The 25363-nt window shown below is 47.2% G+C and carries 25 protein-coding genes; 8 read left to right on the plus strand and 17 right to left on the minus strand.

The features are described 5' to 3' along the window. Positions 1–52: 52 nt before the first annotated feature. From PHP87_RS00280 to argS, 14 genes are all read right to left on the minus strand, one after another. Positions 53–904: a peptidoglycan DD-metalloendopeptidase family protein gene (locus tag PHP87_RS00280; protein WP_299917098.1), complete on the minus strand. Its 852-nt coding sequence runs from the start codon at positions 902–904 to the stop codon at positions 53–55. Between the two features lie 91 nt (positions 905–995). Continuing rightward, entirely contained in the window at positions 996–2273 is a 1278-nt protein-coding gene (gene rho, locus PHP87_RS00285) for a transcription termination factor Rho (protein ID WP_299917099.1), read from the minus strand. Positions 2274–2637: 364 nt separating this feature from the next. Further along, a complete protein-coding gene (gene glpX / locus PHP87_RS00290; RefSeq protein WP_299917100.1) occupies positions 2638–3624 on the minus strand; it encodes a class II fructose-bisphosphatase in 987 nt (328 codons plus the stop codon). Between the two features lie 215 nt (positions 3625–3839). Further along, positions 3840–4481 (minus strand): fructose-6-phosphate aldolase, encoded by a 642-nt coding sequence (fsa, locus tag PHP87_RS00295; RefSeq protein WP_299917102.1) that lies wholly within the window; start codon positions 4479–4481, stop codon positions 3840–3842. A gap of 70 nt (positions 4482–4551) precedes the next feature. Next, positions 4552–5406: a class II fructose-1,6-bisphosphate aldolase gene (locus tag PHP87_RS00300; RefSeq protein ID WP_299917103.1), complete on the minus strand. Its 855-nt coding sequence runs from the start codon at positions 5404–5406 to the stop codon at positions 4552–4554. 28 nt (positions 5407–5434) lie between these two features. Then, positions 5435–5806, minus strand: a complete 372-nt coding sequence (locus tag PHP87_RS00305) for a response regulator (protein ID WP_299917104.1) — start codon at positions 5804–5806, stop codon at positions 5435–5437. A 198-nt stretch (positions 5807–6004) separates the two neighbouring features. After that, positions 6005–6589, minus strand: coding sequence for a Yip1 family protein (locus PHP87_RS00310; RefSeq protein WP_299917106.1), 585 nt, complete (start codon positions 6587–6589; stop codon positions 6005–6007). A 324-nt stretch (positions 6590–6913) separates the two neighbouring features. Beyond that, positions 6914–7807 carry a signal peptide peptidase SppA gene (gene sppA / locus PHP87_RS00315; protein ID WP_061213067.1) on the minus strand — a complete coding sequence of 298 codons (894 nt, stop codon included), beginning with the start codon at positions 7805–7807 and terminating at the stop codon, positions 6914–6916. A 1-nt stretch (position 7808) separates the two neighbouring features. Continuing rightward, positions 7809–9008, minus strand: a complete 1200-nt coding sequence (alr, locus tag PHP87_RS00320; protein ID WP_299917110.1) for an alanine racemase — start codon at positions 9006–9008, stop codon at positions 7809–7811. Continuing rightward, positions 8995–10095, minus strand: coding sequence for a peptidoglycan bridge formation glycyltransferase FemA/FemB family protein (locus PHP87_RS00325; RefSeq protein ID WP_299917112.1), 1101 nt, complete (start codon positions 10093–10095; stop codon positions 8995–8997). Before PHP87_RS00325 ends, alr begins: the two co-directional genes overlap by 14 nt. A 100-nt stretch (positions 10096–10195) precedes the next feature. Further along, positions 10196–11824: a CTP synthase gene (locus PHP87_RS00330; RefSeq protein ID WP_299917114.1), complete on the minus strand. Its 1629-nt coding sequence runs from the start codon at positions 11822–11824 to the stop codon at positions 10196–10198. A gap of 31 nt (positions 11825–11855) precedes the next feature. Continuing rightward, a complete protein-coding gene (locus tag PHP87_RS00335) occupies positions 11856–12506 on the minus strand; it encodes an MBL fold metallo-hydrolase (protein WP_299917116.1) in 651 nt (216 codons plus the stop codon). A 28-nt stretch (positions 12507–12534) separates the two neighbouring features. Beyond that, positions 12535–12768, minus strand: coding sequence for a DNA-directed RNA polymerase subunit delta (gene rpoE / locus PHP87_RS00340; protein WP_299917118.1), 234 nt, complete (start codon positions 12766–12768; stop codon positions 12535–12537). A 13-nt stretch (positions 12769–12781) separates the two neighbouring features. After that, a complete protein-coding gene (argS, locus tag PHP87_RS00345) occupies positions 12782–14461 on the minus strand; it encodes an arginine--tRNA ligase (RefSeq protein ID WP_299917120.1) in 1680 nt (559 codons plus the stop codon). 103 nt (positions 14462–14564) lie between these two features. Between argS and PHP87_RS00350 the strand changes: the two genes are divergently transcribed. Beyond that, entirely contained in the window at positions 14565–14930 is a 366-nt protein-coding gene (locus tag PHP87_RS00350) for a hypothetical protein (protein WP_299917122.1), read from the plus strand. Between the two features lie 128 nt (positions 14931–15058). Here the strand turns inward: PHP87_RS00350 and PHP87_RS00355 are convergent, their stop codons facing one another. Then, a complete protein-coding gene (locus tag PHP87_RS00355) occupies positions 15059–16528 on the minus strand; it encodes a M1 family metallopeptidase (RefSeq protein WP_299917124.1) in 1470 nt (489 codons plus the stop codon). Positions 16529–16586: 58 nt separating this feature from the next. Then, a complete protein-coding gene (locus PHP87_RS00360) occupies positions 16587–17780 on the minus strand; it encodes an HD domain-containing phosphohydrolase (protein WP_299917125.1) in 1194 nt (397 codons plus the stop codon). A gap of 454 nt (positions 17781–18234) precedes the next feature. Between PHP87_RS00360 and PHP87_RS00365 the strand changes: the two genes are divergently transcribed. Next, positions 18235–18714, plus strand: a complete 480-nt coding sequence (locus PHP87_RS00365; RefSeq protein ID WP_299917127.1) for a DsrE/DsrF/DrsH-like family protein — start codon at positions 18235–18237, stop codon at positions 18712–18714. Positions 18715–18865: 151 nt separating this feature from the next. On the opposite strand, the gene PHP87_RS00370 is transcribed toward PHP87_RS00365, so the two are convergent. Further along, positions 18866–19117, minus strand: coding sequence for a GIY-YIG nuclease family protein (locus tag PHP87_RS00370; protein WP_299917128.1), 252 nt, complete (start codon positions 19115–19117; stop codon positions 18866–18868). Between the two features lie 390 nt (positions 19118–19507). Here PHP87_RS00370 and PHP87_RS00375 point away from each other — a divergent pair, with 390 nt between their 5' ends. The 6 genes from PHP87_RS00375 to PHP87_RS00400 form a co-directional block, all read left to right on the plus strand. Then, complete coding sequence (locus PHP87_RS00375; protein ID WP_299917130.1) at positions 19508–20920, plus strand: aminotransferase class V-fold PLP-dependent enzyme; 1413 nt, start codon at positions 19508–19510, stop codon at positions 20918–20920. A gap of 629 nt (positions 20921–21549) precedes the next feature. Beyond that, positions 21550–22587: a methionine ABC transporter ATP-binding protein gene (locus PHP87_RS00380; protein WP_299917132.1), complete on the plus strand. Its 1038-nt coding sequence runs from the start codon at positions 21550–21552 to the stop codon at positions 22585–22587. Then, complete coding sequence (locus PHP87_RS00385; protein ID WP_299917134.1) at positions 22574–23287, plus strand: methionine ABC transporter permease; 714 nt, start codon at positions 22574–22576, stop codon at positions 23285–23287. Before PHP87_RS00380 ends, PHP87_RS00385 begins: the two co-directional genes overlap by 14 nt. A gap of 5 nt (positions 23288–23292) precedes the next feature. After that, a complete protein-coding gene (locus tag PHP87_RS00390; RefSeq protein WP_299917136.1) occupies positions 23293–24138 on the plus strand; it encodes a MetQ/NlpA family ABC transporter substrate-binding protein in 846 nt (281 codons plus the stop codon). A gap of 8 nt (positions 24139–24146) precedes the next feature. Next, complete coding sequence (locus PHP87_RS00395; RefSeq protein WP_299917137.1) at positions 24147–24671, plus strand: peptidylprolyl isomerase; 525 nt, start codon at positions 24147–24149, stop codon at positions 24669–24671. A gap of 322 nt (positions 24672–24993) precedes the next feature. Further along, a partial coding sequence (locus PHP87_RS00400) for a PaaI family thioesterase (protein WP_299917139.1) occupies positions 24994–25363 on the plus strand: 370 nt, incomplete at its 3' end.

The raw sequence follows: 25363 nt of genomic DNA on the forward strand, positions 1-25363 counted from the left end.
TACATCAAATTGATAAATAAAAAAAGCCCCCATGAAGGGAGCTTTGCTTTATTTATCTAAGCAATTGCACGGGATTGATGGTTTTATCCCCTGCTCTGATTTCAAAGTGCAGGTGCGGCCCAGTAGTCCGTCCGCTGGTACCTACCGTACCTATTATCTTGCCCCGTTTGACCTCTCGCCCCTTTTCTACATAAATCTTTTCCAGATGAGCATAAACCGTCTTTTTTCCGTTATCATGTTCCAGGATAATGGTTCGCCCATATATGGGTTGGTAGTCAGCACAGTTAACGGTACCATTGGCAGCCGCCCGGATAGGATCACCTACCTTTCCTGCTATGTCCAGGCCATGATGAAATCCGGATTTACGCCATCCATAAGCTGAGGTTATGGTACCCATAATAGGCCAGGCATAAAAACCGCTCCCCAGGGAAAGCCCCCGTGAAGAACTCTGGGTCAAAGCAAGCGATCGAGCTGCTGACGGAAGAATAAGCCGCTCACCGACCTGTAGTTTATTAGCTGGTTTGTCTCTATTGAGCTGCTGCAATTCTTCCAGCCCAATCCCGTAGTTGTTGGCAATCTGCCAAAGAGTTTCACCGCTCTTAACAATATGCACCCGGGCATTAGTACCAGGTATCTGCAAGGTCTTTCCCACTGTTAAAATACTCTTCTCATCCAGACGGTTAATCATCATGAGGTTTTCCATCTTTATCCCATAATGGCGGGCGATAGACCACAAAGTATCGCCTTTATGAATGCGGTAGCTAATTTCCTGACTAACCCCGCTGGGAGTCTGGTTTTTTAAACAGGGGGTAAATCTCCCCTCACTCAGGCTGGCCCAAGACATATTTACGGCTGACGTGAGCATACAGGCACTCAAGAGTAGTGAAACCCAAATCCTTTTCACTGGTATTTTCACCTCATTTCCAATAAGAAAGAATAAGGGCCTATTGACCCTTATTCTTAACCTTATTAAAGAGGATTATTCATTTTTTAGATTAATAGGCGCTTCTTGCATGTTCTTTGCGGCCAAATACCAACGGGGCAGCGCGCAGTAGATCCTTGTTGGACCGGGTTTTTTTCATAGTATCAAGCATCAGCTGCATACTCTCTATCTGATTATAATCACTGAAGGCATTGCGAAGATTCCAGGTAAGTTCCATCTCCTCCTTACTCAGCAGCAATTCTTCTTTCCTGGTTCCAGAACGTTTAAGATCAATCGCGGGAAATATTCTGCGCTCGGACAATTTGCGATCCAAGACCAGTTCCATATTACCCCGGCCTTTGAATTCTTCAAAAATTACTTCATCCATACGGGACCCGGTTTCAATCAAGGCGGTAGCGATAATAGTCAGGCTCCCGCCTTCCTCAATATTGCGGGCGGCTCCAAAGAAGCGTTTGGGTTTGTCCAAAGATGCCGGATCAATACCCCCGGATAGAGTTCTGCCACTCGGCGGTACCACCAGGTTATGAGCCCGCGCCATACGGGTAACGCTATCCATCAGTATTACCACATCTTTCTTATGCTCTACCAAGCGTTTGGCCCTCTCCAAAACCATATCGCTGACCTTAACATGGTTTTCCGGAGGCTCATCAAAGGTAGAGGCTACCACTTCGGCCTTGGTGGACCGCTGCATATCAGTTACTTCCTCCGGTCTTTCGTCAACCAGCAGGATAATAAGCTCAATATCCGGATAATTTGCACTTATCCCCTGAGCAATTCTTTGTAATAGAATGGTTTTCCCGGCCTTGGGAGGTGCCACGATCAGGCCTCTTTGGCCTTTGCCAATGGGTGCAACCAGGTCAATAATACGGGTGGGCAACTCGTGGGGTTCGGTCTCCAGGGTCAGTTTTTCCGTAGGATACAGAGGGGTGAGGGCATCGAAATGTATCCTCTTTACTGACTCTTCCGGAGAAAAGCCATTAACATCTTCCACTTTTAAAAGAGCAAAAAATCTTTCATTATCCTTGGGCGATCTTACCTGTCCCCCGACCCGATCCCCGGTTTTTAATTCAAACTTTCTGATTTGGGACGGCGATACATAAATGTCCTCCTGGCTGGGCAGGTAAGCGAAAGGTCTTAAAAATCCGTAACCATCAGGCATAATTTCCAGTACTCCCTGGGCTTGGAGCAATTGGTCGGCATGGGTCAGGGCTTTGGTAATATCGAAAACCAGTTCCTTTTTGCGGAGCTTGGAATAACCGGCCAGGTTTAAGTCTCTGGCGATCTGGTATAGCTCCAGCATGGTTTTGTTATCCAGCTCTGAGATATTCAATTTTTCCCTCCTTATCTAATAATCCTTTTCATCATGATAATTTGCTGGGCAAGCAGGCAAACGAAGTGAAAATACTCCTATAAGCTGCGATGGAAATGGGAAGCTTTTTAAAGTCTAATAGGCACTATTACTGTACTCCTTGAATGCTCTTTTTTTTGAAGGATAGCATGTGGGAAAAGAACTGCCAGTGATAGACTCCTTGGTGGAATCCTATTTTTATTATACCAGTATTAATATTATTTAATCATAATTTCCCTACGAAAACCAGTATTTATACTCTGGTCCGAACCATTTTGACCGGAAAGCCTTAAAGATTCGGGGGTTTTCTCCTGTGGAGATATCTATATACAACGACAGCTTAGTCCTAATCCATCTTTAACTGAATACGCTGATCTTTAAACAAAGGCTTCTTATCCAGGTGATGATTGGCTTCTATATGCCTGATGGTTCCGGATAGGCTTCTCATTACCATAGTCTGAGTAACCGCCCGGCGTTTAAAATAGCGTACCCCTTTCAACAAAAATGAATCAGTAATGCCAGTGGCGGCAAATATTACATCCTCTGACTGAACCATTTCATCGATGGAAAATATCTTATTAATGTCGTTGATACCCATACTATGGCAGCGCGCAATCTCACTCTCATCCTCTGGGTAGAGACGGGCTTGAAAATCGCCCCCCAGGCATTTCAAGGCTGCAGCGGTAATTACCCCTTCGGGAGCTCCGCCAATACCCAATAATATATCGACCCCGGATTCGGGATACGCCGCCGCCACGGCTGGAGATACATCCCCGTCAGTAATCAACTTGATACGCGCCCCCACCCGCCTTACCTCTTCAATTATTTGCTGGTGCCGCTCACGCTCTAAAACCACTACGGTAACTTCACTAATCAATTTGTCCATACTCCGAGCCACTTCCCAGAGGTTTTCTTTCACGGACGCATCCAAGTGTACTCGGCCTTTACATTCGGGACCCACAGCAATTTTGTCCATGTACATGTCCGGCGCATGAAGAAGGCTTCCCCTGGGCCCAATGGCCAGTACGGCAATAGCTCCCGTTAAACCCTTGGCTACGATGTTGGTACCTTCAAGAGGATCTACCGCAATATCTACTTGGGGAGGAACACCAATACCTACTTTTTCCCCAATATAGAGCATAGGGGCCTCATCCATTTCTCCTTCCCCGATTACTACTACGCCATCTACCGACACCGTATCAAACATAACTCTCATAGCGGTTACAGCTGCGTCATCTGCTGCCTCTTTATCTCCTTTACCGACCCATCGTGCAGCAGCCAGAGCTGCTGCCTCTGTCACCCGGGCAAACTCCAGAGCCAATTCCCTCTCCAAGATAAACCCCCCTGTTTTATTTCCCCTTTGGCACTCCAACATTTCCCGTGAATAGTCCTGTTCAAACTTCCAATCATCCTTCGTAAGCCGGCACTTAGCGCTAATGAGCCAACTATGAAGCAGATAAAAGATTCCGGCTAGTGCCAGGTCGTGCCTCTGTGTCCTATAAGTTATTACGCCTCACTTTATTAAATGCCGGCCGAAGCTCCGATAATTTAGAAAGCCTGCTTCCAATCGCTCATAAACTTTTCGATCCCCGCATCAGTAAGCGGATGCTTTACCATCTGCTTAATTACCTGGTAGGGTATGGTGGCAATATCCGAACCGATTTTGGCGGATGCTACCACATGCATGGGATGACGGATGCTGGCTGCAATAACCTCGGTTTCCACCATATACTGGTCAAATATCGCGACAATATCATCCAATAATGTCAGCCCATCATTTCCGGTATCATCTACCCGGCCAATAAAGGGACTGACATAGGCCGCTCCGGCTCTGGCCGCCAATAGAGCCTGGTTGGCGGAAAATACCAGGGTGGCATTGGTAGCAATACCTTTTTGCTTGAGAGCATGGATTGCTTTCAGTCCCTCTTCGCAAAGGGGTATTTTAATCACCACATTGGGATGAATAGATGCTAATTCTTCTCCCTCTTGTACCATATCCTGATAATCAAGCGCTATTACTTCCGCACTTATCGGTCCATCCACCAGCATGGATATCTCCCGGATCAATCCTTTGTAGTCTTTTTTTTCTTTAGCTACCAGACTGGGATTGGTGGTTACTCCCGCCAGAAAACCCATGCCGTTTATCTCTTTTATCTCTTCAATGTTAGCAGAATCAATAAAAATCCGCAAAAACATCCTCCTTTCTGATTTACTTGGGCCAATATGTCACCGCATTGCTTGTATATTTATGCAACCCCGCCTATGCCTGGCCTGAGCTACCGAATACCCTGATCTTTTCCCTTATTATCTCCACTGCGGCATCGCGGGCCGGTCCCAGAATTTTCCGGGGATCAATTTCTGCCGGGTTCTCCGCCATAACTTTTCGCATGGTCCAGACCAAAGCTTCTCTGATATTGGTATCAATATTCACCTTGCATACGCCAAGTTTTATAGCCTTTCTAAGTGATTCGTCCGGCACCCCGGAAGAGCCGTGGAGGACTATGGGTATTTTTACCAGGGACTTGATTTGGGCCAAGCGCTCAAAATCGAGCCGGGGCTCTCCTTTATACTGCCCATGAGCTGTACCTATAGCGATAGCCAGACTTTCCACCCCGGTCTGTTCCACAAAATATCTGGCTTCTTCGGGATCGGTATACATGGCTTCCTTCTCACTCACATGAATGTCGTCCTCAGTTCCCCCTATCTTTCCCAGCTCCGCCTCCACTGATACTTCTATAGGTCTAGCTATATCCAAAACTTTTTTAGTCATAGCTATATTTTCTTCCAGGGGAAGTTTGGAACCATCATACATCACCGAGGAAAAACCGCTGCGAATACACTTTACCACCTGCTCAAAATCAGTACCGTGGTCTAGATGTAAGGCCACCGGCACCGAACTGGATTCTGCAGCAATCTTTACCATCCCGCTTATGAACTCCAGCCCGGCATAGTTAATAGCCCCCTGGCTGGCCTGCATAATAACCGGAGATCTCTCCAGTTCTGCCGCTCTAATAATGGCCTGTACGATTTCCATGTTATTGGCATTAAAAGCCCCTACCGCATAGCCTCCTTTGTCTGCTTGGAATAATAATTTGCTTACTGACACTAATGCCACCGATATCACCTCTTTCAAATCTTCCTGTTTATGATACCTCTTCCGCAACTATTCGGTTAACTTCATCTCTCAAGTAAAGGATATCAAAAGGCTTGGTTATACACTTTCTAACCCCTGACTCCAGAGCCCTTTTTACTACTTCCATCTCCCCATAGGCAGTCATCATTATTATAGCCAGTTCCTGGTGCTTCTCCAGTATTTTTTGGGAAGCTTCCAGTCCATTCATATTGGGCATTTTCATGTCTATCAGGAGGATAGATGGTTGAAACTGAACCGCTTTTTCAATAGCTTCCTTTCCGTCCGCAGCAGCATAAACCTCCCAGCCCTCTCTTTTAAAGAGCTCTTCCAACAGGCGCCTTACTCCTTTTTGATCATCCACTATCATTATTCTTCGCTTCATCATCTCACCCCACATATACCATCTATTTCTTCACTTGTATAAAATATCCTCCCTATTTGGGGTAATTTTTTGAGCATCAACAAGAAACTGCGGAGCAGTTCAACACAGCGCTGCAACGAGGAGGCGGATTAGAACCTGCCGCCGCCTGTGTTTTGTTAATAGGAACCCGTCCACATAGCGAGTAAATATTTCACCTCGTTATAACTCCGCAAAGGGGAAGCTGGAGATAAAGGATGCCGCTATTATCGCCAATAAGAAGAAAACTAATAGCAATGGAACTATATACAAAAGGATTGCTTTACCCGTATCCAGTTCCAATGATTCCCGCAGAGCCATTACCTGTAATATCATTACCCACACTATGCTGATCAAAGGAAAAAGCACTACCCCGGCTGGCAGCTTTATTAGGCTAGCAGCATACTGCAAAGGCGGTCCCAGTATGCCGGGAACTGAAGCAAACCCCAAACAAACCAGCAATCCACTGGCATTTGCGCGCCCGAAAAAAACTTCGCTCAAAAGAGAAAAGAAACCCCCCATAAGGAAAAGAAGCAGAACGGAAAAAATTACCCCCATAAGGCCAAATATCCAGAGCAGATTGACCGGCAATGAAAAGGGGAGTTCTTCAATATTGGCCAGGGATATGGCCTGATTTACCAGCGCATTAAACAGCAACACCGATATAAATACCAGCATAGCCCGGGATAATGGTTTTTCCCGGCTCAGGTATTGCAGGGTCGAAACTGGTTGAAATAGGATACCATAAATCATCTCGGTTAAAGTCATACGCGCTCCCCCCTCAATATTGACTCCATTACCTTTACTTGTATAAATATAGCCGCTCCAGCATCCTTAATAGCGACCGAAGGGAGCATCAGTTGTGCTCGACAGGGCGCTACGCATGGGCAACACCTACGGCTTGATCCGACTCAATGGATACCGCACTAATCTCCCATCCATGGGAGGCAACCTTAATAGTGACACCCGCAGGATGGAACATCAGGAGTACCCGCAGAGCGCTGCATCCATGCTTCGCCAACGCTCGCTTGTATATTTATACAACCCTTATGCAACAAAAAGATTTTCTAAATTATGATTTTTGCAACGACATCAATACTTCAACTCCGCAAATCCTCCCTGCTGGAAGATGTTGGGATTAAGCATGCCCAGTTTAAAGCGATCCCACCAGCTAAAGGCATTAATTACTTCCAACTTGCTTTCGCCCTTGATTCCCGCCATTTTCTCCGCTTGTTGTACTGCATCATAATAATTGCCCAGGCTATCCACCAGCCCCAGTTCCAAAGCCTGCTTGCCGGTGAATATCCTCCCGTCAGCAATTTCCAACAATTTATCCGCTGCAATTTTTTCCTGGCGGCCTTTTTGCACCTGCTCCAAAAACTGTTGGTAAGAATCGTCCACCAAGGCCTGAAGGATTTTTTCCTCTTCCGCGCTCAGCTCTCTCGCGGAAGAGCCCATATCTTTATGTTCACCACTCTTGATAGTCTGGTTTCGAATACCCAGTTTTCCATAAAGCCCTTCCAGGTTGCTGAGCTGCATAATAACACCGATACTTCCGGTCATGCTGGCACCGTTGGCTACTATATGATCGGTGCTGCAGGCTATCCAGTAGCCCCCGGAAGCACAAACATCTCCCATGGAAGTAACTATCGGCTTGCCCTTCTCCCGCAAGCGATCCAGTTCCATGGCTATTTCCTGTGAAGCCCCGGCACTGCCACCGGGACTATCGATCCTCACAACTACGGCTTTAATATCCTCGCGCTTGCCCGCCTTTCTAATGGCCTCCATAATATCGCCGGCGGTAGAACTGCTGTCTTCCAGCCAGCTGGAAACCCCGCCGATGGGACCATTAATCTGAACAACAGCAATGGTAGCTGTCCCCTCCCGCGTTGAACCATGATCCAAGCGGTTTACAGCTCGAATGGACAGGCCGGCCATTAGCAAAAGGAATGCCAGCAAAAGAAAAACCACCAGTTTTTTATGCATTTTAGTCCCCCTCAACTATATAGGAAGTACCGTCTTGATCCCCTATTTTTACCGCTTCTCCGGCTTTAGTATAAATTCTCACCAGATCCCGGGCTACCAGGGTTTTTCTTACCGGGACTTCGACCTCATCTCCGATATGCAGTTCCAAGTCAGTCGGTATTTCAATCATAGCCATCTGCATAAAAACCTTTCCCCTTACGGGATATAAACTATCCCGGATTCTCACCTGCAACTTAAAACGACCCAGATCATAATAAAAGAAAATGTTCTTAAGCAAAATTTTCAATAAATCAATGAAGCCCTCAGCCTTGTTGCCGACATTTAGCCCCAGTCCATCCATATAACCCACAGGAATCACCGCTATCTGCGCATCCTCTTTCAAACGATAGCTGCGGGAATAACCCAGATAATCTCCGGCTTTCAGGCTTTTTAAGGAAATAATCTTGCATTTAAAGCAAAATGGGTCGATTAATTCCACTGGCCGGGGCAAATCTCCAGCCGGGTACTGCCCGGAAATAAGGGTGCCGATTCGCACGGCATCCAAATGCATATGAGGATATTTCAGAAAAACGGTACTATTAGCACAGTGCCGCAGCGGAATCTTATAACCAGCCTGAGCCAGTTTATTTACTATTTCCATAAAACGGCGGAACTGCTCTTCCGTGTAAGCGGGGTCCCCTGATGCCGCATCGGCCATATGGGTGTATATTCCTTCAATATATATGCAGCTATTCTCCTTTAATGACTGGCATACTGCGCTGATTTCTTCCATATTAGTGAAACCAAATCGTCCCAACCCGCTATCCACCTTCAGGTGCACTCTCAAGGGCTGGTTAAGGCGCTCGCTGACCTGATTCAGCAACTGGCAGTCAAATAAAGAACTTATGGAGAGGGTAATATGGTTTTTTATCGCTTCCTTAACCTGCTCTTCATCCACCACCGGGCTAAAAACCAGGATACTGGAGCGTATTCCTGCCTTTCTCAATTCCAAGGCTTCCGATAAAAAGCTGACCGCAAAAAAGTCGACCCCATTCTGATACAGGAAACGAGCCATATTAACTGCCCCATGACCATAAGCATCGGCCTTTAGCACCGCCAGCAGGTGCACACTGCTATCCAGAAGAGATTTAACCCCCTCCAGGTTTTGCTTAACTGCATCAATATCAATCTCCAACCACTTATCATACTTAAGTTGCTTCACCAGTAATCTCTTGTCCTTTCCCGGGCCGTGACAGCTCCCGGCTCAGCTTGAGGTAAACAGGCAAGACCTTGGTCCAGAGCCAGTAGAAAAGCGGAGAATAAACCTTGTCCCATTCTCCAACAAATTCAACTAAATCACCATTGAAACCTTTTTTAAAGCGATATAGTCCATAAAGAGGGTTATCTTCATCCAGGTCTCCGGAAACCCCCCGGAAATCATAGATGGAACAAGCTTGCTGGCGCGCCCACTGTATCATCTCCCATTGGATCAGATAGTTGGGCATAATATTGCGGTGCAGGTTGCTGGAAGCCCCATAAAGATACCAAACCTTCCCGGCGCTAATCAAAGCCAGGGTAGCAGCCACCAGCATTCCCTGGTATTCTGCCAAAAATATGCAGGCCAGCTTTTTTTCCACCATGTATTCCCATATCCACTCGAAATATTCATAACCCCGAATCAAGAACTTATCCCTTTGAGCAGTTTCCTGAAGCAGTTCATAAAATAGCCGCAGGTCTTCTTTGCTCTCGGCTTTTCTCACCTTGACCCCTTTTTTCCCGGCCAGTCTGATATTGTATCTCCACTTGCTATGCATGTTTTCCAATAGTTTTATTTCGGACGGGGTGATGTCCAGGCGAAAAACGAAATTAGGTTGAACCCCTTCAAAATTCAAACCGGTTTCGTTCTTTTTAAACCCGGCTCTTTGCAATATTTCCTGGAAATGCTGGTTGTGGCAGGAGACATCGGGATCGATTTTTAGAAAAATAGCTCCTTCATCTCTGGCCACCCGGGCGGCTCCGTTGAAAAGGGCCGTTATTTGCTCTTCATTCTCCAGATCGACCACCGGACCCCGGGGTGAATAAAATATGCATTTTTTCAGCCCGGGTAGAGGTAGTTTTCTTTTTAAAATCAACAAAGATGCTCTAATTTCACCATCTTGCTCCAATACCAGGGGCAAGGGCTCCCACCCGGTTCCTTTTTTAACCTGGCCCCATTCCCACAATTGTAGAAAATGCCCCTTGGGGTGGGAATCCACGAATCGCTTATAACGGTCTTTTTCTTTTATATCGATGATTCTGGTAGTAAACATAATATCTCCCTTAAGAAAAGTCGTCGGCCGTAAGGCGTCGAGAGACGGAACGGTAGTTTAGCGGAAGTTTAGCGATTGTTCAACCATTGTTCAACTAGTATTATCCTTCCCGGCTAGCGGTATCCGGCTTCTCCTTATACTCCAATGCCCCCCTGACCAGGCCCATAAACAAGGGGTGGGGACGGTTGGGACGGGATTTGAATTCAGGATGAAACTGGCAGGCCACAAACCAGGGGTGCTCCTTTAGCTCGATTATTTCTACCAGCCTTCCATCAGGTGAAATTCCGCTTATCACCAGACCTTTGCTCTCCATTTCCTGCCGGAATTCGTTGTTTATCTCATAGCGATGGCGATGACGCTCACTGGTCTCAGAAACTCCGTATACCTCATAAGCAAGGGTTCCTTCCACCAGGCGGCAGGGATAACCCCCCAGGCGCATGCTGGCACCTTTATTGGCAACATTCTCCTGACCGGGCATCAAGTGAACCACCGGGTAAGGAGTGTCGGGATCAAATTCAGAGCTATTGGCTCCTTTCATTTGGCATACATTGCGAGCAAACTCAATTATCGCACACTGCATACCCAAACATATACCCAAAAAAGGCACCCGGTTTTCCCGGGCATAAGCAGCAGTAGCTATTTTGCCTTCTATGCCTCTTTCTCCAAAACCCCCGGGAATCAAAATTCCATCAACATTTTGTACGAGCTCTTCCGCTCCTTCTTTTTCCACTTTCTCGGCATATATCCATTTAATCTTGATTTCACAGTTATATTGGAATCCCGCATGCTTCAGGGATTCCACAATGCTCAGATAGGCGTCGGGGAGTTCAACATATTTGCCTACCAGTCCAATGCATATCTCCTTGTCCAGGTGATGGACCCGACTTGCCAATTCTTGCCATTCTTTCAGATCGGCTTGTTTACATTCCAATCCCAGGCGCCTTATTATCTCCAAATCCAGTTTCTCCCGAGCCAACATTAAGGGAACCTCATAAATAGATTCGGCATCCGGCAGCTGAACCACGGCTTCACGATCCACATCACAGAACAAGGCCAGTTTAGCCTTCAAATCCTCAGAAAGTTCCTTTTGCGTTCGGCAAACCAGAATATCAGGTTGTATGCCTATGCTCCGGAGTTCCTTTACACTGTGCTGGGTGGGTTTGGTTTTCAATTCGCCGGCAGCATCTATATAAGGGATAAGAGTAACATGTATGTACAGCACTCTATCCTTGCCCAGGTCGAACTTCAATTGGCGAATGGCTTCGAGAAACGGCAGGGATTCAATATCTCCCACAGTGCCTCCAATTTCGCTTATTACTACATCCGGGCTGCTTTCCTTTTCAATCATGGTAACCCGGTCTTTTATCTCATTGGTTATATGAGGTATAACCTGTACCGTCTGGCCCAGATAATCGCCTTTTCTCTCCTTGTCCAGGACTGTCTGGTAAATTCTCCCGGTAGTGCAATTGGCATACTGGCTCAGGTTTTCGTCGATAAATCGCTCATAGTGGCCTACATCCAGATCAGTTTCGGCACCATCTTCGGTGACATAAACCTCGCCATGTTGGTAGGGACTCATGGTACCCGGATCAACATTGATATACGGATCGAATTTCTGTAATGCCACCTTCAGGCCACGGCCTTTTAAGAGCCGACCCAAAGATGCGGCGGTAATGCCCTTCCCCAGAGAAGAAACCACCCCACCGGTGATAAATATATACTTGGTCACTCCCGAGCCCCTCCCTTTTCTGCTTTGCCCATTATTCTGCTATATATTGCTGGTACAAGTAATCCAATACTACCACCAGGGATTCTTCCGGCAGCTCTTCCGGCTTAATCTCCAGGAGCGGCCGTTTTACCACCCGCTCCAATTGACCGGTAAAAGCCTCCAATGGTGCCAGGCTTATTTTAACATGCGGGGTTTGGTAATGCATCGGTATAGTAATCCTGGGATTCAATTGCTTCATGGTTTCCAGAGCCTGCCTGGCATCAATGGTATAGGTTCCACCCACCGGAAGCAGCAAAATATCTACCCGCCCTATGGCTTCGATTTCCCGGGGAGAAAGAATATGGCCCAAATCCCCCAGGTGAAGCAGTTCCATACCTTCTGCCAATATTTTGTATATAGTGTTTTTACCCCGGTCCCTACCCCGGGTCTGGTCATGGAAGGAAGAAAAACCCGTAATAGTTATTTCCCCCAGGCGGAATTCTCCTTCTCCCCGGATAATTCGCGGCTTACCGGCAAGAATCTCCACCGCGTTATGATCCCAGTGTTCATGGCTTACGGTTGCAATATCCACCGTCTCCGTAAAAACAGCATAGCCGGCCCTTTCGTCAAAAGGATCGGTTATTATCCTATCTTTCCCCGTTTCAATAAGAAACGAAGCATGTCCCAACCACCTTATTTTCATTAAGCTATCCCTCCCGTTCCAAAAGCGTTTAAGCGTCCTTGCGCACCCGGTTGGTATCAAAATACCAGTAACCCTGTCCCTGGTGAACCAGGCGGTTGTCCAAATTAATCCGGGTATAAATAGAAGTCAGGCTGCCGGGATCCTTTTTTTTCCCCATCATCTTGGCTACTTCTTTGATCAGATCCGCATAGAACATAGCTTCTTGCTTTTCGGACAGTATATCCACCGCCCAGTCAGCTTCACTTTTTTTTCTTGGCATCATCTTAGCGTACCTCCTACATTTGTTCGGGAGCAGTAACTCCCAGTACACCCAGCGCATTATGTATAGTAATACGGGTTATTTCCATCAATAAAAGCCGGGCATCCTGCAAGGCCCGGTTATCATTCAAAACCCGGTGGTGATTGTAGAAACTGTGGAACATTGCCGCCAAATCCAACACATAGTGGGCTATTCGATGGGGAGCGAGGGTTCTGGCGGCTATAGCGATTTCTTCGGGGAAGTCCGCTATTTTCCTTAAAATAGCCAGTTCCTCCTCTTCCTTTAAGCAGGAAATATCAATTTCATTTATCCCCGCCAGAGTAATACCCTCGGCCCGGGCTTGTCTGAATATGCTGCAAATACGGGCATGAGCATATTGTACATAATATACCGGATTTTCCTGGCTCTTCTGCCGGGCTAATTCCAGGTCAAAATCCAAATGGCTGTCAGGGCTGCGCATTACAAAAAAGAAGCGGGCAGCATCCTTGCCCACATCCTCAATCAACTCATCCAGGGAAACGGTAGTTCCGGTTCGTTTGGACATCCGTACTATATTGCCGGCCCGGTATAATCTGACCAGTTGCATCAAGAGTATGTCCAGCCTGGCCGGGTTATAGCCCAGAGCTTCTATAGCCCCTTTCATGCGGGCGACATGCCCATGGTGGTCAGCCCCCCAAACATTGATAACCCAGTCATAACCCCTTTCAAACTTGTTCTGGTGATAGGCGATATCGGCCATAAAATAAGTAGGCATTCCATTGGCCCGTAAAACCACTTCATCCTTCTCATCACCAAAAGCGGTGGATTTAAACCACCAGGCTCCTTCGCTTTCATAAATATAGCCCTTTTCCCGCAGATCATTTAGAACGGCCTCTATCTTGCCGTTTTCATGCAGGCTTTTTTCACTGAACCAGAGATCATAGCTAATACCAAAACTGGCCAGGGTTTTCTTAATGTATTCTATTTTCTCCTCCAGGGCATAATCAGCAATTATTTGACGCCTTTCCTCTCGGGGTAAATCATACAAGTTCTCACCATAGCGGGCAATAATATTCCTTACGGTGTCGATAAGATCCCGCCCGGCGTAGCCGTTTTCCGGAAATTGCACATCATGTCCCGTCAATTGCAGGTAGCGGGCCTCCATGGAATCGGTAAATATTTTTATCTGATTACCGGCATCATTAATATAGAATTCCCGCTCCACATCATAACCGGCCCGTTCCAGAATATTGGCCAGGGTATCCCCGATGGCTCCTCCCCGAGCATTTCCCATATGTAGATTGCCAGTGGGATTAGCGCTGACAAATTCCACCTGCACTTTTTTGGCTTTTTTTTCATTGAATCCGTATTTATCCTTGCTGTTGTATACAGTTAAAGGAATCTCATAAAGCCAGCTCCTATCCAGAAAAAAGTTGATAAAGCCGGCCCCAGCAATTTCAATCTTCTCCACCGGATGACCGCTCTTTTCCATCAACTCCACCAGCACTTCAGCAATGCCACGAGGAGCCTGACGCGCCTCACGAGCCATTAAAAGGGCGACATTGCAAGCAAAATCACCATGCTCCTTTTCCCGTGGTACTTCGATAAGAAATTCCGGAATCTGCTTAAAATTAATTAAACCCCTGGATTTAGCATTTTCCAATGCTCCTATCACCATACTATGCAAAGAAGCCAGGACTTTTTGTATGGGATTCATTTATGCCCTCCTCATCTTGATTTTTCCACCTATATTCTCTATCAGGACGCCAAAAATACTAAGAGAAACTTAAATTAAAATACCCCAGAAAGGAGGTAAGATTATGCAGCTTGAACCAGGCGAAAAGTCCATTCTGGCCTATTTCCCGACGGAAAACAAAGCCGAAGCGGCCCGGGAGATTCTAATACAAAAGGGTTATAACGAAATCCAGATTGACCGGGTATCCAGCGCCCCCAATTCCAAAGCATATGGAAATAATAATATGACTTCTCTGGCTACTATGATTATGGGTAACGGCGCTTATGATCGCGTTCCTTCGCCACTCATGGCGGCTGACCCTTCAGTAAGCGGCATGGCAGGGAGTCATGACCTTCCCGGCCAAAGCGCTTTTCTCCTCACTATGGTAACTAATGAAGAAAGAATACCGGACGCTTTACAAGTACTCAAGCAACATGATGCCCAGGTCTAATAAGCAGGCAGGTTTATCCAGCTTGCCTGGTGAAAACTCTTAGCCTTTTCTTCTCCTCGCTTTGGCGGAAGTGGGGAGAAGATTATAATTTAACCTGGATGTCTCTCTAAACTCTGTTTAGAGAGTGTTTAATCCCGAAACCATTTGTGGAAATAATCGCTCATATCCCGGCGGGCTTCCTTTTTTATAACCAACAGTAAATCATCGGTAGTGGCCAGTTTAAAGCGATAATCAGCCAGGTATCTGCGTAAAACCTTATTAACCGTATCTTCTCCCATTTCTTTCTCTAAAGCAAACCAGAAAGCCTCTCCTCCCGAATAGGCCATCCGGTAGTATTCCTGCCGGGAAACGATTTCTCGCATTTCCTGCGCCAGGTTAATCCCGTTCTGGAATTCGTTACTTCCAGGCGGTTCGAGCCCCCGGCATTCTTTCAAGTATTTATAGGCACTCCAGTTGGCCAATCCTTCGTCCAACCAGGGCTCCTTCAACTGATCATTGCCCACCACCCCATACCACCACTGGTGAGCTATTTCATGAGCCAGAATAAACTCTCCATGCTCTTTAAAAGTCTTGGGCTCTAAAAATTCCTCACTCAAAAAGATTAGCCCCGAATATTCCATGCCATGAAAACCGCGCATAGGAACGAAGACGATTTTGAAATCCGGATAGGGGTAGGACCCCCAGCTACAGGCATAATAGTCCAGAATCTCAGCCGATTGTTTTAGAATCTGCCCGGACAGTCCACTCTGTTTAGCCGGGGAATAACAACTAATTTGGGGCCGATTTTGACCCCAAATTAACCCATCGTAATCATACAGTACCGCCAAACAAAAGTCACGGACATTCTGGGCTTCAATAAGGTGAACTTCCCTGCCGTTATCTTCTGCTATTGTTTCCCGCTTGATTCCCGTTGATACCATCAGGAAACCCTCCGGCAGGCTCAAGCTTACCTGGTAATCAGCACAATGGAAGCAAAAGGGATCTCCAAAAGCGGAATTGTAGGAATTATGCCAGCCGTCCGCACCCAGGACATTTAATGTGGGATAGAAATTACCTAGCATATAGACCCCACCCTTATTGCCATAACGATAGGCCAGTTTAGGTACCTGGGCCTGCCATTGCATCTCAATCTTTATATCCTCCCCGGGAACAATATCCCGGGGCAATACCACCTGTAGTGATACCCCGTCCGGGAAGTATTCCACCTTTTGCCCATTAACCTTGAATTCCCGGAAATCGAGGTAGCCTTCATTAAATCCAGCATAATAAGCATCAGATGGAGCAGGGCTGTGCCGGGAATCCTTGAAGGCGTTGGGATAGACGGTAAACCACAGTTCGCTCAGGGCCTGTCCGGAAGTATTGCGGGTTAGTAGAACCGTATTTCCATACATAGTTCGTGTACTGGTATCCAGATAAAGTCCCATTTTATAAAGTGTCTGGCCAGGAGCTGGAAAAACAAGCTCATTCTCATTGTTCGCGGTACCTGTTGCCAATGTCTCAATCAAAGACTGCGGTTCCATCCAGATATAAATAAGATAGCCAGCTAGAAAAACTGCTATTACGATTATAAAGAATAATTTTCTTTTCCGTAACGGCAAAATGCTCCCACCTAATCCATTATCAATTTTACACTTAGCTGTAGAAAAAGGAAAACCCTTAAGTTATATCATCGTGCTTCCTCTCCACTTCCTCCATCACTACCACCACCAGAGGATCCAACAGCATACCCATGCTTTTTTTGATTTCCGTTACGGCAGCTTCCGGTTCCAGTCTTTCCTCCTCGGGGGCAAGCCGGGTTAAAGCATCATAGAGATCAGCCACGGCAATTATTCGGGCCGCCAGGGGTATATCCGTACGGCTTAAGCCTTCTGGATAGCCGCTGCCGTCATAGCGCTCATGATGATAAAGAATTCCCTGGCGCACCTTGGCAAAAATACCCTTATTAGGCAGTATTTGAGCCCCCAGCAGCGGATGTTCTTCCACCAGCGGTACAGAAAGCTCCTCCTCCAATTCCCCCGCTTCCCCAGGAAGCCCTTCCTGCAAGAAAAATACTTTACCAGCATCATGCAAGAGGGCGGCATATTCCAGAATACGCAACTCTTCTTCATCCAAACCCAGTTTGCTGCCCAGAAGTGCCGCCACTCGGGCCACCCGCTGGGAATGCCCGGTAAAACCAGGAAAGCGCGAATCAAGGGCATTTAGCATAGAAAACAAGATCTCTTTATAAAAATATTCCAGCTTTTGATAATCACTGGCTTTGTTCAGAGCTGCCGCTGCCTGCTGGCAGATTACTTCCAGAGCTTCACTATCCTGGGGGACAAAATACCCACGCTTACTTTCATTAAGCAGGAATAGCATTCCCACTGCTTCCCCGGTGACCATCAAAGGCCAGCCTAATAATGAGTTTATATTGCTGGGCCAGGGATGGGAAAAAATCTCCCCCCCATTTTTATAAAGAACCAGAATTTCATTATTGTTCTTAACCCACTCCCGGGCCGTTTCCAGTCCGGGCCAGGCCGTGAATTCCTCATCACCAAGCACCCATTCCCCCTGCCACCAAACCAGGGCCGCTTCAGATTTCACCAATCGTTGCGCCCACAAACCCAGCAGTCGGCTGATTTCCGGAGCCTTGCTCTCCCTCCCTATCTCTTTGGCCGCCTTGAGTAATATGCTGATACCCGCCAGGCTTTCCAATCTCATTCGGCTTAGAGCAAAATAATAGGTAACAGCAATTCCAACAAATAAAAGCAAGAAAGACATAAGCAGGCCGGGTATTAGCTCAAAAACGGCCAGCGATGAGAAGAAGGCAGTTAGAACCAGCCCGATTAAAACCATCTTTTTGGAATCCATAACTTACCTCTCTTTCTTGAGCAATCGCTTCCTTAGTTTTTCTCTATACACATATCTTTTTCCTACCTTGAAAAGATATTTGTGCTTTAAACACGGAAGAAACTGCTTAAGCAGTTTCAACACACCGCTGCAACAAGGCGGGGTAACCCCAATAATAAATCCCTGATGATAAAGTGAATCCGAATGTGCTTGAACGGTGAGATGCACCTGCTATATTAACCCTTACTGCCCACTTTTCCTATTGACCGCCTATGCCCGGGGGCCACAACCACCAATGAAAAATGGTTAACCGGCTCTTGAACAGGTATAGTAAGTAATAACCTTATTTCCTCACCCCTCACTTTTCCCCGAGAAGCAGCATGAGGTTCCTGCTAAGCTACTATATCATCCTTCTTTAATAATTCGAAGCGGGTTGGCCCAAGATAATGTTAAATAAAGCTTGGAGGAATAATGTATGGAAAATAAGAAAATGAACCTGCTTTTGTTCAGCGGAGACTATGATAAGGCTCTGGCTTCCTTGATTATTGCCAATGCCGCCCGGGAAATGGAGATAGAGGTAACTATCTTCTGTGCCTTCTGGGGTTTGTTGCTCTTACGCGATCCGGGAAAAGCATCCTACGAAGATAAAAGCCTCTATGAGCAAACCTTCTCCTCTCTTACTCCTCGGGAAGCAGAAGAACTCCCTCTATCCAAAATGAACCTGGGGGGGATAGGAAAAAAGATGCTGCTGGAAATGATGAAGGAAGAAAAGGCACCAAAACTAAGCGATCTCCTGTCCGGCGCCCGCAAAAAAGAAGTAAACTTTTACGCCTGCCAGTTATCGGTAGAAATTATGGGTTTCAAAAAGGAGGAGCTTTTCCCGGAAGTGCAAATAATAGAGGTGAAAGAATACTTAAAAAATGCTCTCGAATCCGACCTGCAGCTATTTATATGAGGTTAAAAGACGCATGACGTGGGGACGGGGTTGTTGACAACTTCGTCCTTCTACGTCTAAGCCCTATTTTCTTGCTACAGCAAAAAGGGGTTTTTGTAGTGCAGTCCTTATTATATTATATATCAACAGAACCGTCCCCATGATATACTCCTTACTTTATAAGAGCAAGCTTGGCAGCACGAGTCATCTTTTTAATCTGCCTTTCTCGCTTTAAGGCCGCCGATTTGTTGGCTGCAAATTCGGAGTAAAGCAGGGTCACCGGTCTACGCCCACGCGTATACCTGGCCCCTTCCCCCTGGTTGTGCTTTTCCAGGCGAGCCGGCAGGTTATTGGTCGAGCCGGTATATAAAGTACCATCGGAACAACTGAGAATATATATGTAATAGCCTTCCTCCCCACTCAAGAAACCTTCCCCCTCTACAATCTAAAAATAATCAGACTCCTCTAAAACCTGCACTACTTATCCCTTATCCCCCATTTTTTTACTAACCCCCCCATGGCCAGGGGCCACAACCACCGATGAAAAGAGAGCTAGTAGGCGCTTGAATAGTAAGATGTAGTAGGAAATAACCCCCTCACCCCTCACCCCTTACCCCTCACCCCTTACCCCTCACTCCTCACTCCTCACTTTTCTTACTAACCACCCATGGCTCGGCATTCACTGTCAGTTATTTCTTTTAAACTCAAAGTAATTTTGCCTGAGCTTTCCGCCTTCTGTCTTCCGTCCTCCGCCAAAAAAACCCGTGTCAAAAGCCAGCGACTGTTCATAGTATATATTAAACGGATACAGGGTGTGTTTACTATTAACAAGAAAGTCTTTAAGCCCAAAAGCTTTCGCCGTGATATTCTGGGGGTGGAGCAAAAAGTTCCTACCCTGGGCGGGAAATATCTCCCTTATATCAATTTTGACAATGCCGCCAGTACCCCGGCCCTCCAACCGGTAGTGGAGGAAATGCAGGATTTCCTTCAGTGGTATTCGGGGGTTCACCGGGGAACCGGTTATAAATCCCTACTATCTTCACAGTTCTACGATGATTCCCATGAAACTATCGCCAAGTTCGTCGGGGCCGATTTGGACTCGCAATGCGTAATAATGGTAAAAAACACCACAGAAGCCATTAACAAGTTATCCTATCGCTTGGGTTTCACCCCGGGAGATGTGGTCATCTCCAGCATGATGGAGCACCACTCCAACGACCTTCCCTGGCGCAACAAGACTCGGCTCAAGTACGCCCAGGTAGACCAGCAAGGATTATTAGACCTTGATGATCTGGAAAAACTGCTGCAATTATACTATCCCCGGGTCAGGCTGGTGACTGTATGTGGAGCTTCCAATGTCACCGGCCATTTAAACCCTATACACCGGATAGCGGAAATAGCTCACGAGTACCGTTCTCAAATCCTGGTGGATGGAGCCCAGCTGGTAGCCCACCACCCGGTGAATATGATGAAAGAGGGCGACCCGCGCCATATTGATTACCTGGCTTTTTCCGGCCATAAAATCTATGCCCCTTTTGGCAGCGGGGTATTGATTGGCCCACGGAAAACCTTTTTACAGGGGGAACCGGAATATTCCGGAGGAGGAACCGTTGACCTGGTAAGCCGGAACCAGGTCTGGTGGACAGGTCTTCCAGAACGCGAAGAAGCAGGCTCTCCCAATGTTATTGGCGCTTTCGCCCTGGCTCGCAGCCTGCAATACCTGCAAAAAATGGGCATAGAAAAATTAGCTCTTTACGAAGAAGACCTCCTGCTCTATGCCCGGGAACGGCTGCAAAAGCTGCCGGGAATTAAAATATACGGCTCCTTTCCCCGGGTGGCAGTTATCAGCTTCAACATTAAAGGATTGGAACATGCATTGCTGGGTTCCATTCTCTGCTTTGAGGCTGGAGTAGGGGTCAGAACCGGCTGTTTTTGTGCACAGGGCTATGTCCGGAATCTCCTGGGAATAAACGAGGAAAGTATTAGCGCTATTTATGAGGGTAAAGAACCGGCGCTTTTGCCGGGTATGCTGCGAATCAGCCTGGCTGCCTATAATACCCGGGAAGAAATCGACCGGCTGCTTAAATGGCTGGAAAGAATTATCGCTCAGAAAACGGACTTTAAGAAAAACTACCTTTTTTCCCCCTCTTTCGGGGCCTATATTCCCCGGCAATGGCCCCGGCAAGCGAAAACCCGGTGGCCATTTATACTGCCGGGCTGGTCATAGTATTAAAAATTCCCTCTTTGAAACCCTGTACAAATTAATGCTTATTGATGCACTGCAAAAAGTAATAAATACGCATTAGTGTGCATAAATATACCGCTCAGCTACCTCAGTAGCGACAACCGCAGGGAGCATCAGAAGTGCCCGCAGGGTGCAACCTTAATAGCGACCGCAGGGTATGTAGGGAACGACCCCCGTGTCGTTCCGAATCAGGCGCAACAACCTTAATAGCGACTGCAAGGCATTGTAAGGGCGGTCTTCGACCGCCCGCTTTCACCTTCGCCAACGCTCGCTTTGTATATTCATGCAACCCTTATGCAACAAAAAGGGGTTTTTGCAGCAGAGTCAATGGTTATTTTGTATTAAAGGCAAGTCATTTAAATTTTGGAGTCCCCGCTGGCATTTTAGTTTTATTGACCCTCATAATAGCTGCGTGCTAATATATTATTGAAGTAGAGCGTTTTTCTATTCCCTTCTTCGAGTGTTAGAGGGACGAGCCCAGTAAAAATGCCCTAAGGCAATACGGGGATTAGCATGTGTTTGTCCTAATTTTAGCTGGATAATAGGGGATTTATCCTCCTGCCGCTATGCTGCGGGCAAGGGGGTTTTAATATGTCCGGGAGGCAGAGGTATTGATTGAGATCAGCAATCTGACCAAGATATATGGCAGCGGCCACCAAGAGGTGATGGCACTCAAAGAAGTCAGCCTCTCCATAAGAAAAGGAGAAATCTTTGGGATAATCGGCTTGAGCGGAGCCGGTAAAAGTACCCTTATCCGCTGCATCAATATGCTGGAAAGGCCTACTCAAGGTACTATTATGGTTGATGGGCAGAATGTAGGTTCTCTGAACTCCTTGGAATTACGCCGGCTTCGCCAGAAGATAGGCATGATTTTTCAGCATTTCAATCTTCTTTCTTCCCGTACGGTGTTTGAAAATGTGATGTTTCCCCTGGAGATTGCCGCTGTGCCTAAAAACGAGGCGGCTCAAAAGGTTAATGCCTTGCTGGAACTAGTAGGTTTGACAGATAAAGCCCAGGTTTACCCGGAGCAGCTCAGTGGTGGTCAAAAACAGCGGGTGGGCATCGCCCGGGCCCTGGCCAACGATCCCAAAGTCTTGCTTTCCGACGAGGCTACCTCCGCCCTTGATCCCCAGACTACCCGCTCCATCCTGGGATTGCTGAAAGATATTAACCGCAAGCTGGGCTTGACTATCGTTCTGATTACCCATGATATGAATGTAATCAAGGATGCCTGTGACCGGGTAGCGGTTATTGATGACAGCACCATAGTAGAAGTAGGTGATGTATTAAATATATTCTCCAATCCTGGAACACCTACTTCGCGAAGTTTTATAAACTCCATAGTCAACCGCGAGATTCCGGCGGAAATCCTGCAGCGCCAGGTCATAGACCATGGCTTAAACAGCAGTCGTTTGATTCGAGTCTCCTTTATCGGAGCCTCGGCGGGTGAGCCTATTATTTCCTCCATGGTACAGAAATACGCGGTAGCTGCCAATATATTATACGGCAACATTGACCAGTTAAAAGACATCCCTTTTGGCAACCTGACCCTGGAATTAATAGGTCCGGTTGAGACTATCAATGAGGCCCTGGATTTCCTGCGGAAATGCGGCCTGGAAATAGAGGTTATAAACCATGCTGGCAATTAGTGGTATTAATCTAGCTGCTTTCTTCGCTACTTACCTGGGAGACTATGACTGGGTTCCAGCCGCCGTACTCTTTGCCAGCTGGGAAACTCTGTATATGGTTTTCTTATCCACCGCCGTCAGCTACCTGGTAGGGATGCCCCTGGCCATTATCCTGGTGACCAGTGAAAAAGGACATATCCTGGAGAACCTGCAGCTGAACCAGGTATTGGGTTCTATTGTCAATGCTGTTCGTTCCTTGCCCTTTATTATCTTGCTCATCCTGGCCATTCCCTTCACCCGTTGGGTTGTGGGTACTTCCATCGGCACCGTAGCTTCCATCGTGCCTCTTTCCCTGGCGGCCATTCCTTTCGTAGCACGGCTGGTGGAAACTTCCCTGAAAGAAATTGACTGGGGCTTGATAGAAGCCGCCCTATCCATGGGGGCCAGCAACTGGCAGATAATAAGTAAAGTTCTGCTGCCTGAAGCTATGCCCTCAGTGGTTCTGGGGGTGGCTATCACTGCTATAAACCTGGTTGGTTATTCCGCCATGGCAGGTGTATTGGGAGGAGGTGGATTGGGTACCCTGGCCTACTACCACGGTTACATGCGTTACCAGACCGGAATAATGTGGATAACCGTAATCGTCTTGATCGTAATCGTACAGGGAATACAAATGCTGGGCGATAAAGCCGCCGGTAGAATAATTAACAAGAGGAGGTAAAAATAATGAGAAAGACCTTATCAATTGTACTTATTGCCTGCCTGATACTGGCCCTGGGCCTGGCAGCAGGCTGCGGCCAGCAGGCCGAGCAAACCGATCCGGATAAACAAGCTGGTAAAGCACCGGAAAAACAAGCCACCGAAAAATTGGTGGTAGGAGCTATTGGTGAACCCCACACCGCCATGCTGAAAATGGTTAAACCCAAGCTGGCCGAACAAGGGGTGGAGATGGAAATAAAGGATTTTACCGACTACCCTCAACTAAACCCGGCCCTGAACGATAAGCAGATTGATGCTAACTTCTTCCAGCACATTCCCTATCTGGAGGACTTCAATGCTAAAACTGGTTCCAAGCTGGTATGGACGGTAAAGATACATACCGAGCCCATGCGTATCTACTCGCAAAAGATCGACAAATTAGACAAACTGGCTGACGGGGCTATCGTGGGTATCCCGAATGACCCGACCAACAGCGGCCGTGCTCTAGCCGTGCTGCAGAGCGCTGGCTTGATTAAATTAAAAGAAGGTGCCGGTGTCACCGCTACCGAAAGGGATATTGTAGAAAATCCCAAAAATTTGGAAATAACCATGGCCGATGCCGCTACCCTGCCCCGGGTACTGCAGGATGCAGCCATCTGCTGCATCAATACCAACTATGCCATTGATGCCGGGCTGGATCCCATGAAGGCTGTTTTTGTGGAGCCAGGTGATTCACCCTTTGCCAATGTAGTAGTAGTTAGACCTGAAGATAAGGATAAGGATAGTATCGTAAAGCTGGGTAAAGCCCTGCAATCCCCGGAAATCGCTGATTTCCTCAAGACTAACTACCCGGCCGTAGTCTTGGCCTTTTAGGTGATGCTATGAGCAAAAATCCACTGGTAACTATCCAAATGGAAAACGGGGGGCTGATAAAGGCTGAGCTTTTTCCTGCTGTAGCTCCCAATACGGTCAACAATTTTATCTCCCTGATTAAAAAGGGGTTTTATAATGGCCTGGTCTTTCACCGGGTTATTCCCAGCTTTATGATTCAGGGCGGATGTCCCCAGGGCAGCGGAACAGGGGGCCCAGGCTACAGTATTAAAGGAGAGTTCAGCAGTAATGGCTTTCCCAACCATCTCTCCCACGAAAGAGGTGTTCTTTCCATGGCCAGGACGGCCGTTCCTAATTCCGCTGGTTCCCAGTTTTTCATTATGGTGGCCCCCGCCCCTCATCTGGATGGCGATTACGCCGCTTTCGGCCAGGTAATTGAGGGCCTGGAAGTAGTGGATCAGATCGTAAATACAGCTCGGGATTTCCGTGATAAACCCCGAGAAGCTCAAAAAATGCTCGGCGTTAGTGTGGATACATTTGGTCAGGAGTATCCTGAGGCAGAAAAGTTTTCTTAAACTATTGGAACATTCAGGGGGACGCAGCAGCTTTGCTATTGTGTTCCCCTGCCCTTTGTTTGCTATTCTTTGACTCTACTGCAAAAACCCCTCTTGTTGCATAAGGGTTGCATAAATATACAAAGCGCTGGCGAAGCCTGATTCGGAACGACACGGGGGTCGTTCCCTACACACCCTTCGGTCGCTCTTAATGTAGCTGAGCGGTATAAATATGCACGCTAATGCATATTTATAACTTTTTGCAGTGACATCTTCTTTAAATCACATCCTAAAAAAGGCTAAATAAAAAATGGAAGCGCTGAACCGGAAAGGAGTATCCGACATGCAAAAACAACCTAACTCAAGAAACTGCTTTCTCTGTGGTCGGCAAAATGAAGTGGGTCTAAAAGTGGATTTTTATAATGACCTGGAAAAGCAACAGGTGCGGGCCAATGTGACTATTCCCGAACACTTCAACAGCTACCCCGGATTCGTACACGGAGGAATTATCGCTGCTTTGCTGGACGAAACTTCGGGCCGGGCCACCCTGCTGGCCGGCGATTTTGACAATCTCATGGTAACCGCTCGCCTGGAGGTTAAGTATATCCAACCTACCCCTACCGGACAGCCGCTGGAAGTTATCGGCTGGTTAATTCGAGGCAGCCGTCGTCATGCCCATGTAGCAGGCGAGATAAAGTTGGCCGATGGAACCG

It is taken from the genome of Syntrophomonas sp. (assembly GCF_028707975.1).
Taxonomy (GTDB): Bacteria; Bacillota; Syntrophomonadia; order Syntrophomonadales; family Syntrophomonadaceae; genus Syntrophomonas.

Coding starts and splice junctions, on each gene's coding strand:
- PHP87_RS00305 (WP_299917104.1), bottom strand. CDS start 5,806: ATGAAGCGAAGAATAATGATAGTGGATGATCAAAAAGGAGTAAGGCGC.
- PHP87_RS00310 (WP_299917106.1), bottom strand. CDS start 6,589: ATGACTTTAACCGAGATGATTTATGGTATCCTATTTCAACCAGTTTCG.
- sppA (WP_061213067.1), bottom strand. CDS start 7,807: ATGCATAAAAAACTGGTGGTTTTTCTTTTGCTGGCATTCCTTTTGCTA.
- PHP87_RS00325 (WP_299917112.1), bottom strand. CDS start 10,095: ATGTTTACTACCAGAATCATCGATATAAAAGAAAAAGACCGTTATAAG.
- PHP87_RS00335 (WP_299917116.1), bottom strand. CDS start 12,506: ATGAAAATAAGGTGGTTGGGACATGCTTCGTTTCTTATTGAAACGGGG.
- rpoE (WP_299917118.1), bottom strand. CDS start 12,768: ATGATGCCAAGAAAAAAAAGTGAAGCTGACTGGGCGGTGGATATACTG.
- argS (WP_299917120.1), bottom strand. CDS start 14,461: ATGAATCCCATACAAAAAGTCCTGGCTTCTTTGCATAGTATGGTGATA.
- PHP87_RS00350 (WP_299917122.1), top strand. CDS start 14,565: ATGCAGCTTGAACCAGGCGAAAAGTCCATTCTGGCCTATTTCCCGACG.
- PHP87_RS00360 (WP_299917125.1), bottom strand. CDS start 17,780: ATGGATTCCAAAAAGATGGTTTTAATCGGGCTGGTTCTAACTGCCTTC.
- PHP87_RS00365 (WP_299917127.1), top strand. CDS start 18,235: ATGGAAAATAAGAAAATGAACCTGCTTTTGTTCAGCGGAGACTATGAT.
- PHP87_RS00385 (WP_299917134.1), top strand. CDS start 22,574: ATGCTGGCAATTAGTGGTATTAATCTAGCTGCTTTCTTCGCTACTTAC.
- PHP87_RS00390 (WP_299917136.1), top strand. CDS start 23,293: ATGAGAAAGACCTTATCAATTGTACTTATTGCCTGCCTGATACTGGCC.
- PHP87_RS00395 (WP_299917137.1), top strand. CDS start 24,147: ATGAGCAAAAATCCACTGGTAACTATCCAAATGGAAAACGGGGGGCTG.